The organism is Acidicapsa dinghuensis (assembly GCF_025685685.1).
Lineage (GTDB): Bacteria > Acidobacteriota > Terriglobia > Terriglobales > Acidobacteriaceae > Acidicapsa > Acidicapsa dinghuensis.
This window is the reverse complement of record NZ_JAGSYH010000006.1, coordinates 153,037-166,463: the sequence shown is the minus strand read 5'-3', so window position 1 is coordinate 166,463 and position 13,427 is coordinate 153,037. Positions and strand designations below refer to the sequence as shown.

The following is a 13,427-nucleotide window of genomic DNA, read 5'->3' as shown; positions in this document are numbered from 1 at the left end:
GCTGGCGGACTATCGGGCAATCGGAATGACAGGGCCGTTGTACCGCCCTAACAGAGCATTCCAGCGGATAATCGTGATCTCGCGCAACATGTGCAGACCATCTTTGAGATAGCTTATGCGGGAGCGCTCGTCGTGCCCCCATGTGACTGGCACTTCATCGATGCGCAGATGCCGCTTGATAGCGATGAAGAGAATCTCCGGATCGAAGCCCCAGCGCTCAATTGTCTGAAGCTGGAAGACAGTCTGCGCCGCATCACGGGTAAATGCCTTGAATCCGCATTGAGTGTCATGGAACGGCAAGCCCATCACCATACGTGTGATCAGGTTGAAACAACGCCCAAAGAACTGCCGGTACAACGGTTGCCGATGAGTCTGGCGGCTGCGCTCGAGCCATCGTGAACCGATAGCAATATCCGCACCATTTCGGATTGCGGCAAAGAGCCGCTCAGCCTCGGCAATTGGGGCCGAAAGATCGGCATCGGTGAACATGACAATCTCGCCACGCGCCTGCAGCAAGCCGCTGCGCACGGAGTAGCCTTTGCCGCGGTTGCCAGGGTTTTCCAGAAGCCGCACTTCCGGCGAGTGCATGGCAAAATCCAGCACAATACGGGAGGTGGTATCCGTCGAACCGTCGTTGACCACGATCACCTCCGCATTCCAGCCCTGCTCACGAACACAGGCAATCACCTGCTGCAACGTCGCGCCAATACGCGCGCTTTCGTTATACGCAGGTATGACGATGCTGATAAGCGGAAAGGCCGGCACGATCAGGAAACCTTTCTGACAACTAAAATCGAAGGCCTTCGCCTGTCAATTAACTGATTCTCGGGGCTCTGTCTGCTGCAAACCTCACATCGCCAGGGTTCCGAAGGATCTTCTGCGTTTTGGATGCAACGAGTAGTTTTGGATGCACTAACGGACTAAAGGTTTCTGCAGAATCCTGCTGTGGTGATTCAGCACTCGCGCCCGCTATGGCACACATCCCGTCTCTGGTCCTCTGTCATCATACCGAAGGTGGCGTAGTTTTCTCTTCGCCTGTCCTTGATCCTGAATTCCTTGCAACAGGATTCCATTTGGACGCCAAACCATTCAATTTGCACAGGAAAGACCAATTTTTGCTGGAGTATGACCGGAATCCGGTTATTCTTGACTACGGAGGCGAATCGGCATGACCAAAGCAGACCTGGTTGAAAAGGTGACCCAACTGGGCGACCTCACCCGCCGCGACGGCGAAGTGATTGTCGAAACCATCTTCGACTCGGTAATCGGTGCATTGCAGTCGGGCGACAAAATCGAGATTCGCGGCTTTGGCTCCTTCCGCATCCGCGAGCGGAATCCGCGTATTGGGCGTAATCCTAAAACGGGTGATCGCGTTGAAGTACCAGCAAAACGCGTGCCCTATTTCAAACCCTCCAAGGAATTGCGCGACTTGGTGAATCCTCAGGAAGCAGGCAGCTAACCTTCTCCGCCTCAGAAGATATCTCAACGATTCAGTGGATTCCGATGACCGCCATTATGCGGCCTGTGTGGCCGTGTGATGCTCGGTGGGAATAGAACCATGCCTGCTGACAGCCTGTGCATCCACCAACGATTGCGATGCTTCCACTGCTCAATCCGGCATCAAGTAGCTGCCTGCGGTTCGCCTCGATCAAATTCAGCCGCAATTCGCCCGCTTCAGGCGAGACTGGTTTTACAAACAGGCCATCGGCGTACCCAAACTGCTCCCTGAACTCCTTCCGCACCTCATCACCGACGCTGTAGCAGCAGGCGCTGATGCCCGGGCCAATTGCTGCGATCATCTCTGCCGGATCGGCATTGAAATCGTGTCGCATCCGCGCCACACCGAGTTCAACAATGCGCCGCACGGTCCCGCGCCATCCGGCGTGAAAGGCACCGACAACCCGGTGCTTTCTGTCAGCCACCAGAACGGGAATGCAATCCGCTGTCTGAATGCCGATCAGCACACCGGTCTGCGACGTAATCAATCCATCAGCCTCGTGCGCTTGTGTGGTTCCCGTCGCCGCTAGTTGGGCCACCATATCGTCGACAATGAAACTGCGATTTGAGTGGATTTGCCGCAAAGTGATCAACGGGGTACGCCGGCTGCCTGTGATGGCTTCTACAAATCGGCTGCGGTTTTCCTGTACGTTTTCTCGCGGATCGGCTGCTGTAAATCCGAGATTCAACTCGCCCTGCATATTGTTCCCAGGTGAATCGCCTGAATATGCCGTACTCACTCCCGCCCGCCGCGTGCTGAAGCCGTGCCATAGCCATGGGGCGGCTGTATCCCATTGAGAAACATTAATATACGCCACACCACCAGGCACCGTGATCAATCCATCGGGGATAGTCATAACCGGCTGGGAAGTTCGAGAATCAGACTGCATATATGGTGATTGTAGAGTCTGACGCCGGGATCGATTTGCCGGAAGTCTTCTCCAGACGAGCATTGGGCCCGCCTTCCGACGGGCCCGCTCGAGAGGCATTTTAGATGGGAGAATAGTGAGGCTCTGGGGAAGGGAGTCCGTTGCCGGACCTTTTCGCAGAACTAAGTGCTTTGGCGGGGATTACTTAAGTGGCTGCCTCTGCTAGTTATTTACTCAGATGCGATCTCGACGAAAAAGTTGTCCTGGTAACCTGCGGAATTTTTCACAATATGAGACCAAGCCTGGAAAGAATGGTTACCCCTTTTCAAAATAGGCACCCCCTTTACTACTTTGATAATTCGCCCCTTGCACCATTCGGAGGGCAACCGCCAAGCTCAATATTATGAAGCGAATGTACCTATACTTGGGGGGAGCTGTTGTTGCGCTGGCTCTTTTTCTGGTGTGGGAACATCGGGGCGCTTCTGCATTCCTCCACGAATGGCTACCTACCCGCTCCCAAGACGGAGTGGTCGACACCAGCAGTGGCTCTCCACTGGCGTGGCAACCCGTCGATGAGACTGCGCAGGGCTTTCATGTGGACCTGCCAGGCACGCCTACTCAAACGGTGGTGCAATCAAGCAACGAGGTCGGATTCATCGAGCCGGTCAACATGATCACGGTTAAAGCCGACGCGAACCACACTTTCGCGGTGGCATGGGCCGATAAACCACCCGTCGCCCGAATCAACGATTTGATTCCAGATAAAACTCTGGATCAGGCCCGCGATGGTGCTCTGGCCCGCACCTCGACCACCCTTGTCAGCGAAAGCCGCAGCAACCCTCAGGGTTATCCGGGGCGTGATGTTGTCGCCCACAATGCCGGCGGAGGCATTTTGGACGCGCGGTTTATCTACGCGGGCACCCGGCTCTACATGCTGATTGCGACGGCTCCGTCAGCCGCAGGACGCCATGAGCAAGACGTTACTCACTTCTTCAATTCATTTACTATCGCGAGCAACACTCAGATTCCCGAAACGTTGCCGCCCGCTACTCAGTAGTTGTCGGCAAGATCGTGGATTCGCGGCTATGCCTGTTTCTTCGGCCGCATCGCTTTGGCGATCGCAAAGGTGATCAAGCCGACCGGCAACAGGCGAACTGCAAGCGCTGTAAATTCTCCGGCAGTGCATGGAATCTTTGTGCGCTTGCCATGGGCCAATGCCTTCAAGCCGATACGCGCGACTTCTTCGGCGGGCTGGCGGGGGCGGCCTGACATCGCTCCCGCTCCTGACTCCCGGTGGACCTTGGCTACGGCGAAGAATTCGCTTTCGGTTGGTCCGGGACAGAGTGCACTGACCTTGATGCCAAAGGGAGCCAACTCCTCGGCCAGGCCGAGAGCGAAGAAGCGGTCGAAGCCTTTGGTGGCTGCATAGGTCGTGAGGTACGGAATCGGCTGGAAGCTCGCCACCGAGGAGAGCACCATGATCCAACCGCGGCGCCGCTTGACCATCTCTGGCACGAACAGACGCGTCAGATGCACTACGGCTTCACAATTGACGCGGACCTGCTCGAGTTCCTGATTCAGGTCGAGGGTGGCAAACTCGCCGTATTGCCCGAGACCGGCGTTATTGACCAGTATTTCAATATCTAGTCCGGCACCGACGGTCTGATCGTAGATCGCCTGCCGGTCCTGAGGCTGCGTGAGATCGGCCGAAATGATGCGCACTTCCGTGCCCTGCACGGTCAGCTCATTTGCTAACGCCTCAAGCCGCTCGCGACGTCGCGCCGTCAGGATCAGCTTTGCTCCATGACGCGCCAGCTCCCGGGCCAACGCCACACCGATTCCAGCGCTCGCACCGGTCACAAGCGCCCATTTCCCTCGAAAACTTCGCACACTTGCCATGCGAGGAATGATAGACGATTCGATGCCCGGCTTACTTATCGGGAGAACCTCGAAAAAGGCGGAAACAAGCAGGAAGGGACCAAGCATCTCGCGTGCGATCAACAACCAGAACTAATTTACAGATTATTTTTCGTCCTGTTCTCTATTGTATTGACTTGCACATGGCCATCACGGATTTCTATTTCGTGAAGTTTAATTCTCTCTTCTCGTTGACAGTGTGTTGACTTGCAACTATGTTCCCCCTAGTGGCATGCAAACTAACATTTCCATGGCTCCGTTAGATTGCAATCCAATCTTTTGTTAAGTTTCTTTTTTTCATTTACCCCGAAATATAGCTTCCGCATTGCCTCAGGCAAGCACCTTCCCGATCTAGCTATGCCTGAGAAAACTGCCGTATCTATGTTCGCAGTGTGTTGATAGGTTAGTGACCCAATTGTTGTCTGTTTCTCTGTCTGCTCTCGCGTCCAGTGCATTCCTCCCTCCTTTTGAGGCATAGCTAACTCATCCCAATTGATTATTTTGCAGTGGGAGTTGCGGCCTCTCTGTGCGTAGAGATTTCTGCCTGCACCACGCTCACTGTCGGCCATCCAGCGTGCATCACCGGACTATTGCAGTCCAAGGAGAAGTTATGAAAGTTTCTCTTTCTGGTATCAGCGTCACGGCGCTTTCCGTTGCTTTGACTTGGCTCTCAACCAGTAGTGTCTCCACGGCTCTCCCGAGCCACAACGTTCCCAAGGCAGTTGAACTGGCCACCGATCGTGGCCGAGTGAATCCCACCAACGAAATCAATCTGACGGTAGTCCTCAAACTCCATAATCAGGCCGCATACGACAAAGCCGTTGAAGCTCTATACGATCCCGCGTCCCCTACGTTTCACCAGTGGTTCAAAGAAGAAGACTTTTTGAAATACGCGCCGACGCAACAGGAATTCGAAGCGGTCAAGCTGGAGCTCGTCAACGCCGGGTTTTCTGTCGTAGATTCCGATCCACATCGCTTCTCGATTCGCGTACATGGAACGATAGGCAGCGCTGAAAGCGCTTTTCAGACAGAGATCCACTCCTTTACCTTCAGGGGAAAAACCTTTGATGCACATATTCACGATGCGAAGTTGACTGGCTCCGCAAACGATTTTGTGGATTCTGTTGCCGGCCTCGAACGGCATCAGGCGAGGCCGCAAATTGCCGTCGCAAAAAACTTCCGTACTGGTCAACCGCTCTTCAAGGAACCGCTTGCCAAAGCCAAGGATACAGGCGGCCTTCTGGGCCTGATCACAGGTATTCCATTGTCATACCCACAGACCTTCAACTACTCGCTCACAGATCCAAACATCTCCGCCACCTACAGAGGCACGGTTTACGCTATCGATCCTACCCGGATAGTGTCCTACACTCCTCAGGAGCTGCAGACCCACTACGGACTGACCCCACTTATTGAAGAAGGCTACAACGGTAAAGGGCAGACCATCGCTTTGGTTGAAGGCTACGGATATGCGGATGCCGAGTCCGATGCCAATGCTGCTGCTCAGATCTTCGGCCTGCCGTTGTTTACCAACAGCACGTTCCAGGTTGTCTATCCCGAAGGAAAGCCTCTCAACCCCAACGCAGCGGACCTTACAAACTGGACTGGAGAAATTGCGCTCGACATCCAGTCTGCACACGCCATCGCTCCCGGAGCCAAAATTCTTGTGGTAGCCTCAGCCGGGCAGGATGACGAGGACCAGATCGCCTCACTGAACTACATCATCAAACACCACCTGGCCAATGCTGTATCGAGCAGTTGGGAAAACGATGACGAAATGATCGCCGGCCCAGCGGAGTTGGACGCCTTCAATTCTGTGCTCAAGAAAGGCGCGGCTTCGGGAATCTCTTTCCAGTTTTCCACCGGCGACAACGGCGACCTCGGTCTAGGAACTCCGGTGGGAGCAGTCGAAGTACCCTCAGATGCGCCTTGGGCTGTAGCCGTGGGTGGAACCAGTATTTTGAATGATCCGGTAAGCCTTGGTGATGTGTCTGCAGGGTGGGGCAATAATGTTGGGTACATCGCTTCGGGAGGCCCTCTGGATCCACCGGTCGCTCTCGGCTTCTCGGGCGGAGCCGGTGGTGGTCAGAGTCAGTATTTTGCCAAACCAACCTGGCAAGAAGGTCTGCCGGGCAGTTGGCGGCAAGTTCCAGATGTATCTGCGCTGGCTGACCCTTATACCGGTTTTGCAATCGTCTTCACATCAGAAGGCGTCCAGTATTTCGAGGCCGGGGTGGGCGGCACGAGCCTCGCGAGCCCTATCTTCACGGCAATATGGGCTATCGCCGATCAATTTAACGGACACCCACTGGGCTTCGCTTCCCCAGCGGTGGCGCGGCTCAAACAGGGTGAGATCACCGATGTTGTTCCTGTCAGTCCACTCAACGCACACAACCCGGCTGGTTCCGTGACAGATTCGAACGGAACCACCGATTACACCACTCCTGAGTTGTTCAGCGGTTTCCTCTACTCCCAGACACAATTCCCAGCGGCCATCTGGCCTTTTGACTCAGAGGATACCGCGGTGTTGAGCTTCGGGACGGATTCGTCGCTCACCGTCACGCGGGGATGGGACAACGTTACCGGCTACGGTGAGCCAAACGGATTGCCATTCATTTTGGCAGTTTCTCTAGATGCAGCCAAGAACGGTAAAGTCAAAAAGTAGCTGAGACGGACTTTGGGCAAGTAGAAACTGCAGCATACCGAACACTTGGTCTGCTGCAGTTTCTCAGTCAATTCTTCTGCAGGTGGCCGCCCTGAACAATGTTAGCGCCCACTGTTCGCTGTTGCCTCGAACTCTTCATTCAGCCATTTACGGAAGGCTTCAAACTCCTCGTCGCGGCCGAGGAAGTCGCGAACCATTTGTCTGCCGGGGCGTGAGCCGCCCTGCTCGATGACGGACTTGCGGTATTTTGCGGCCGCTGGGCAGGCGAGCAGGTTTTCTGGATCGAACTGCGCGAAGAAGTCGAGGGCGATCACCTTGTCGAAGGCGTAGGTGTAGTAGTTGGATGAGTAGCCAGTCAAGTGACCGAAGCTTGCGTACATGCGGTTGCCGTCGATCCATTGCCAAGGCTGCAGGCTCTCGTAGAGAGACTTGGTGATGCGGTCGAGATCGATACCCGCGGGGTCCTGATCATGCAGGTCGAGCGAAAGGGTGGTGTAGTAAAGCTGCGAACGCACCCAGTCGGCCCGGCCGAAGGCTCCAGCAAGCTTCATCTTCTGGATCAATTCTGCTGGGAGCACCTCGCCGGTCTCGTAGTGTTTTGCAAAGCTCTGCAAGAGGCAAACGTCGCGGAAGAACTCTTCGAGCATCTGGGAGGGGACCTCGATAAAGTCGCCTTCGGTGGCGAAGCCGGAAAGCCCTGCCCACTCTGTTTGCCCACCGAGGATTGCATGCATCAGGTGGCCGAACTCGTGGAAGTATGTGACGACGTCGCTGTACTGCATCAGGCCGGGATCGATCACCTTGCCAGATGCGTCGATTTCAGGCCGGGGGAAGTTGCAGATGAGTCCAGCCTCAGGCAGATAGCGGCCTTTCACGCCTGTCACCACCGGCGTCGCTGAAAACCACTTGTCCTTCCCATCGCGCGGGTGCATGTCGAGATAGAAGCGGCCTACGCGAGTTTCGCCGTCGACATCGAACACGTCGTAGACCGTCACATCGGCATCCCAGCCGGGCGCAGCGGACTTACGGAAACGAACGCCGAAGAGTTTGGAGGCTGTCTCCAGCACGCCCTGCTCGACCTGCAGGTACGGAAAGTATGGACGCACTGACTGCGAATCAAAATTGTAGGCTTCACGGCGATATTGCTCATACCAGTAGCCGCGGCTGGCTGCATTGAGCGTCGTCAGCTCAGGCTTCTGGCGCTTGACGAAGGCCTGTACCATCTCGAACTCCTGCTTTGCACCTGCGCGGCTGGCTTCTTCGAGTTTGCCAATGAAGCTGCGCACGTTGGCTGCCGAGCCCATCATCTGGTCTGCAGTTGCCAGATCGGCCCAGCTACGAAAACCAAGCACGGTGGCGATCTCCTGCCGCGCCTTCAAGAGATCTAGCAGAATCGCACCATTGGCCGGATACGCGCGCGTGTTGTAGGCCAGGAACATGCGCTCACGCAGGGCATCACTCTTAGCGAAAGTCATGACCGGCTGCATGTCGGGCTGGTCGGTTGAGAGAACGTAGAGGCCGTCGCAATTCGGCGTGTGCCGCGCCAGATAATCGGCGGGCAGGCCTTCCATTTCTTCAGAATGCTCGACCTCGACGGTCTTGCCGCCTTCCTGAATGTTACGGCCAAACTCGAGCGAGAGACGCGTGGCTTTCTCGTGCAACTGGCGCAGGTGGTCGCGGGTGGCGTCGTCTTTGTCTACACCTGCGAGACGGTACTGCAGCAGTGTGCGTTCGACGTAATGCTTTGTCGCGGCGCTGGCTCCGGTGAGGTCGATTGCCGCGAGCGCGTCGTAGACGTCGCGGTTGAGGCTCAGAGCTGTACCCGCCAGCGCGACCCGCTGCGCCTCAAGTTGAGCCTGATCCCGAACGGCCTTATCGGGAGCGACGGAGTTGAGCACCCCGGCCTGCGCACCGGCCATGCTGAGCTGCTCGACGGCCACGTCATAAAGCCGCAGCGAATTTTCCGGAGTCCGCTTGCCTTCGACGCCCAGCAACTGGGCAATCGCAGCCTCATGGGCAGCCAGTCGGCCAGAAACCCAGCCAGTCAGCTCCTCGGCGGTCAAAGCGGTTCCCGAAGCCGCTTCCCAAGCATGGATTGCTGTGGTTGGTTCCAGGATCGAATCGACAGCGGTGGTGACAACGCTCATATCTCGTTTTCTCCCTCAAGATTAGGGTGCCACATCAGGCCAGGGGGAGGCTAAGGGCGCCGTGGAGAGAATGCGATGGATGCGCTCGCTCGGTCGGATGGCCAATGCTTGCCGCAACCGGAAAATTTATTGGACGAGCAGAATCTTCCCGGAGGGAGAGCGGCGGATGATCTCTTCGATTAGGCCGTGGGGCTCGAAGGCATTGGACGAGATGGGGCCGAGATAGCAGATTTTGGCTGTCTTGTCTGCGACGACGACGAAGGGGTACTTGGTTGCTCCGAAGATCTGCGCCGTTGAGGGTGGAATCAGGAGAACGGGCATGCCTCGCAGGTCGGCGAATTGATCCACAAGCGGAGTGCTACCGGCATCTTCATGGGTGTCCTGCATGATCAAACCGTAGACGGAAAACTTTACCGCGCCCGGTTGGTGTGCGAGGGCGATCATCGGCTTCATCATCTTTCTGCACTGCGGGCACCATTGCGGAAAGAGAATCCAGACACTCGGCAGACCTTCCACCGGACCGATGGATGCTTTCGCCGGAGGTTTAGTCAGTGGCTTGATTCCAGGAACGTCTATTAAGCCGGCTCCGAGCATTCCGTACCGCGCATCGGCTGCCTCAATGAGCTTCTGGTCCCCTGAAGTTATGGTCGTTGACTTCGAAAGCGCCGCCTTTAACTCGGCAACGGTCGGCGCGGAGTCTTTACCGGCATAGCTCTGCAGGAAAGCGATCTGCATCCCCTCTTCATAGAGATCACCGATGCCCAGAGCATCATTGCCGTTAGTCTCGACGAGCGACGTGGCTTTGTTGAGTGCATCGAGCAGTGGCGGCCGCAACTCAAGAGCCAATTTAAGCGCATTTGGATCAAGGGCCAGTTGAAGATAATTGATCACGGAGCCGCACGTCTCTGCGACGACAGCATCGAATGGGAGCACGCGCAGCATCTCTTCGGTGACCTTGACGGCCTGATCCAGATTGCGCATCTGCACCAGGGCATTGACCGCAGTTGCATAGGCACGCGCACGATGCGCGGTTTCACCGCTGGCGAGGTATTTTTGCGCGATGGTTAGCGTGGAGTTCCAGTCCTGCCCGAGTGCGCAGAGACGGGCCAGATCGTAGAGATCGTCGCCAGTGTAGTCTTCCGATTTAGATTCACCACACTCTTGCCGCGCCTGGTGCATGCCCTCTGTAAGCGCGGCAAGTTCGGCATCGGACCAGTTATCGAGCGAGCTGCGAACGATCTCAAGCGGCTGCATTGCCTGCTTGTAGAGATCGCCGGGGTGGGGCTTTGCTGGTTGACCGGCGGGCTGTCCGGTTGGCTGTTGCGTTGCTGATTGCGGCTCAGCAGATGGCTGTGACGCCTGCCCAAAACAAAGAGTGGACATGGCAATCCATACGCATGCGAAGCCTGCCCTGTATATCGAGTTCTTAATCACCAAAACGGTCACCCCGATGCCGTTTTCTACACCGCCATTTTTCTACACCATAGACAAGACGCTTTCGAGCACCGAACGTGTTTCCACTCAGAGTATTTTTATTCTGCGCGCAAGGCTTCCATCGGATCGACGCGCGATGCCTTACGTGCGGGCCAGTATGCCGCGGCCAGACCGCTGGCCAGCAACAGGATCGTGACCGCGGCCATCGTCCAGGGATCGTTTGGCTTGACATCGTAGAGGAACGATCGCAAGCCACGGCTTGTTATCCACGCAAGGGCGAGGCCGAGTGCAAGGCCGCTGGCAAGCATCCACGTGGCCTGACGCAGGATGAGGCTCATCACATTCCAGCGCTGGGCTCCGAGAGCGATGCGGACGCCCATCTCGCGCGTGCGCTGTGAGACGAGATAGGCCAGGAGCCCATAGATACCGGCAACGCACAGCAGCAATGCCGAACCGGCGAAGATCTCAAGCAGTTCCGCCGCCAGCCGCTGGCTACCGTAGGAGTCTTCGACTATCTGATCCATGGTGGTGAATTTACTGTCGGCGAGGTCAGGGTTGGCCTGGCGCATTGCTTCGCGCAGCGCAGGCAGAATCGCTTCCGGCTTGAGATCCGTACGCACGGCAAGATCCATCGCTACGCCCTCAGCGCCCTTGTAGAAACCAGTCTCCGGGGTCACCTGCGCAAGGCAAACTTCAACTTCTGGCCGAGGTGGTGCTGCTGCCGAAACCTGATGCTCATCAGCGATGACGCCGACGATGACAGTCTGCCGTTTCGAGTCGAGACTAAGCAGGTGTACGCCGAGAATGTTCTGTGGATCGCGTTCGTCGCCGAAGTAGTCGCGGACAAATGCGCGATTGACCAGCACGACAGCTTGCGAGGCAGTTGTATCCTGCTCGTTAAAGAAGCGTCCGCGCACCATCGGAAAGCCAAAGACTTGCTGCATCTCTGGGCCGACGACGCGAAATTCTGCTCGCATGTTGCTCCTGCGGATATCGTCGGTACTATTGCCGACGCGGCCCAGGCTGAACGCCATGCGGAGCGAGTTGCCCATTGGCACCTGGCTCATCAGCGATGCGGCTTCCACTCCGGGCAGATGTTTCACTTTGTCGATCAGTGGCAGATATAGATCGGTTGTCATGTTCTGACCCGCAAACCGGTAGGACGGCACAGCCATGTCGGCGACGACAATGTGCTCAGAATGGAAGCCAAGGGGAACATGCTGGAGAGCGTAGATTGTCTTAAGGAGAAGCCCGCACCCTACCAGCAGCGTGAGCGACATGGCTATCTCTGCCATCACAAGCGATTGGCGCATTCGCTGCTGCACGCGGCCTGTGCCTTGCTGTGGCGCACCCTGCCGCAGCGCCTGCTCGATGGGCCTGCGTCCTGCGCCGATTGCTGGCCAGATTGCGATCAATGCCGCGCTGGCGATAGTGAACACCAGCAGAACTGCGAGCACAGGCAAATTGGGCGTGAGGTGCTCGAATATCTTGAACTGCGTTACCAGTGCGTGCTCGAAGATCTTCAACATGGCGGCGGCAAGACCGAGGCCAAGCAACGAGCCGCAACCACTCAGCAACAATCCTTCGATAAGCAATTGCTGCATGATCTGAACGCGGCTGGCGCCGAGCGCTCCGCGCACGGCCATCTCACGCTGGCGGCTTGTGGCGCGCACGAGCATCAGGCTGGTGACATTGACACAGGCGATCAGCCATAGGAGCGCGGAGGCAGCCATGAGTGCTCCCAAAGCTTTCTTTACCTGGGCATCGACCAGCGTATCGCCATAGCGCTCGGCGGAGATGCTTTTCACGCCTTCGCGGTCGTCCTCGTTGGTGTAGGACTTTGCAACGTCGATCTGGATTGCTTTCAGCTCTGCGTTCGCCTGACTGAGCGTTGCACCCGGTTGCAGCCGGGCTATGACTTCATAGTTCGGGGATTGATTGTGAACACGCGTCTGGTCTGCGCTGCCAAGAACCAGCGGACGCCATACCAGCGGCAGATCGACGTTCATGGGAAAGGCAAAGCCACGCGGCATGACACCGATGACGGTGAGGCTCTCGCCGCTCAGCCGGATTGTCTTGCCCAGGATTGCTGCGTCGCCACCGAACGCCGCATGCCAAACGGCGTCGCTCAGCATAACGCTATGCGCGTCCTGAAGATCAACCGCGCCTGTCTTTTTGTCTTCGCGGAATTCGCGGCCAAGGGCTGGATGGACTCCCAACGTGGGGAAGAGATTGCCGCTGACAGCGGGTGCTCGCACGTGGGCGGTGCCGGCTCCGGTGTCGAGGAAGGTGGTGGTCTTCGACATGTAGTCGTAATAGGCAACGCTGCGGACGGCACGGGCTCGATCCTGCCATTGTTGGATATCGAGCCAGGGAGCGGCGTTCCATGTTGACTCACGAATCTGGATGAGCTGCTGAGGGTTCTCGTAGGGCAGATGGCGCAGCAACACCCGATCCACGACGGTGAACATGGCGCAGGCGGCACCGATCCCGACAGCGAGGGTGAGGATAACTGCCAGCGAAAAAGCTGGCGAGCGGCGAAGGACGCGGAGGATGTAGCGGAGATCGCTGAGCAGCCGCTCGATCTGGTTCCAGCGCCAGACGCCGTGGGTTACATCCCGAACGAGGGCTGCATTGCCAAACTCCCGCCGCGATGCCGCTTCGGCTTCCTCACGCGTTGCTCCCCGCTCCATCCGTGCAGCAACGTCCATCTGCAGATGCGCCTGGATCTCTTCTTGCAACTCTTCCTTGCGCCGCTCGAATCCGGGTTTCCGGAATTTCATGCCTGCCCCCGCAAATCTCAGAAAAGACACCGATAGCGTTACGAATGGCATGTAATGCTGTAGGCACTCTACTTCTAGCGGATGTAGATTGTCTACAGCTTTGATTTTTACTGAA

9 protein-coding genes are annotated in these 13,427 nt (G+C 56.9%); 3 read left to right on the top strand and 6 right to left on the bottom strand.

Translation table 11 applies throughout. From position 1 onward, the window contains the following. Positions 1-9: 9 nt before the first annotated feature. The gene (locus OHL22_RS18880) at positions 10-765 is read right to left on the bottom strand and encodes a dolichyl-phosphate beta-glucosyltransferase (protein WP_377819783.1); all 756 of its coding nucleotides are present in this window, start codon (positions 763-765) and stop codon (positions 10-12) included. 403 nt (positions 766-1,168) lie between these two features. Here OHL22_RS18880 and OHL22_RS18875 point away from each other — a divergent pair, with 403 nt between their 5' ends. Further along, a complete protein-coding gene (locus OHL22_RS18875) occupies positions 1,169-1,459 on the top strand; it encodes an integration host factor subunit beta (protein ID WP_263340884.1) in 291 nt (96 codons plus the stop codon). Between the two features lie 31 nt (positions 1,460-1,490). Here OHL22_RS18875 and pgeF read toward each other — a convergent pair whose 3' ends face one another. Further along, entirely contained in the window at positions 1,491-2,354 is an 864-nt protein-coding gene (pgeF, locus tag OHL22_RS18870; protein ID WP_263340881.1) for a peptidoglycan editing factor PgeF, read from the bottom strand. 424 nt (positions 2,355-2,778) lie between these two features. Between pgeF and OHL22_RS18865 the strand changes: the two genes are divergently transcribed. Beyond that, positions 2,779-3,423: a hypothetical protein gene (locus tag OHL22_RS18865; protein WP_263340878.1), complete on the top strand. Its 645-nt coding sequence runs from the start codon at positions 2,779-2,781 to the stop codon at positions 3,421-3,423. A 26-nt stretch (positions 3,424-3,449) separates the two neighbouring features. Here the strand turns inward: OHL22_RS18865 and OHL22_RS18860 are convergent, their stop codons facing one another. Next, positions 3,450-4,226 carry an SDR family NAD(P)-dependent oxidoreductase gene (locus OHL22_RS18860; RefSeq protein WP_263340876.1) on the bottom strand — a complete coding sequence of 259 codons (777 nt, stop codon included), beginning with the start codon at positions 4,224-4,226 and terminating at the stop codon, positions 3,450-3,452. Between the two features lie 667 nt (positions 4,227-4,893). On the opposite strand from OHL22_RS18860, the gene OHL22_RS18855 reads away from it, so the two are divergent. Then, a complete protein-coding gene (locus tag OHL22_RS18855; protein WP_263340874.1) occupies positions 4,894-6,948 on the top strand; it encodes a S53 family peptidase in 2,055 nt (684 codons plus the stop codon). Positions 6,949-7,049: 101 nt separating this feature from the next. Here OHL22_RS18855 and OHL22_RS18850 read toward each other — a convergent pair whose 3' ends face one another. From OHL22_RS18850 to OHL22_RS18840, 3 genes are all read right to left on the bottom strand, one after another. Beyond that, a complete protein-coding gene (locus OHL22_RS18850; RefSeq protein WP_263340871.1) occupies positions 7,050-9,095 on the bottom strand; it encodes a M3 family metallopeptidase in 2,046 nt (681 codons plus the stop codon). Positions 9,096-9,221: 126 nt separating this feature from the next. Continuing rightward, positions 9,222-10,478 (bottom strand): TlpA family protein disulfide reductase, encoded by a 1,257-nt coding sequence (locus OHL22_RS18845; RefSeq protein WP_263340867.1) that lies wholly within the window; start codon positions 10,476-10,478, stop codon positions 9,222-9,224. Between the two features lie 149 nt (positions 10,479-10,627). After that, positions 10,628-13,312, bottom strand: coding sequence for an ABC transporter permease (locus OHL22_RS18840; RefSeq protein ID WP_263340865.1), 2,685 nt, complete (start codon positions 13,310-13,312; stop codon positions 10,628-10,630). Positions 13,313-13,427 lie beyond the last annotated feature (115 nt).

Coding starts and splice junctions, on each gene's coding strand:
- OHL22_RS18875 (WP_263340884.1), top strand. CDS start 1,169: ATGACCAAAGCAGACCTGGTTGAAAAGGTGACCCAACTGGGCGACCTC.
- pgeF (WP_263340881.1), bottom strand. CDS start 2,354: ATGACTATCCCCGATGGATTGATCACGGTGCCTGGTGGTGTGGCGTAT.
- OHL22_RS18865 (WP_263340878.1), top strand. CDS start 2,779: ATGTACCTATACTTGGGGGGAGCTGTTGTTGCGCTGGCTCTTTTTCTG.
- OHL22_RS18855 (WP_263340874.1), top strand. CDS start 4,894: ATGAAAGTTTCTCTTTCTGGTATCAGCGTCACGGCGCTTTCCGTTGCT.
- OHL22_RS18850 (WP_263340871.1), bottom strand. CDS start 9,095: ATGAGCGTTGTCACCACCGCTGTCGATTCGATCCTGGAACCAACCACA.
- OHL22_RS18845 (WP_263340867.1), bottom strand. CDS start 10,478: ATGTCCACTCTTTGTTTTGGGCAGGCGTCACAGCCATCTGCTGAGCCG.
- OHL22_RS18840 (WP_263340865.1), bottom strand. CDS start 13,312: ATGAAATTCCGGAAACCCGGATTCGAGCGGCGCAAGGAAGAGTTGCAA.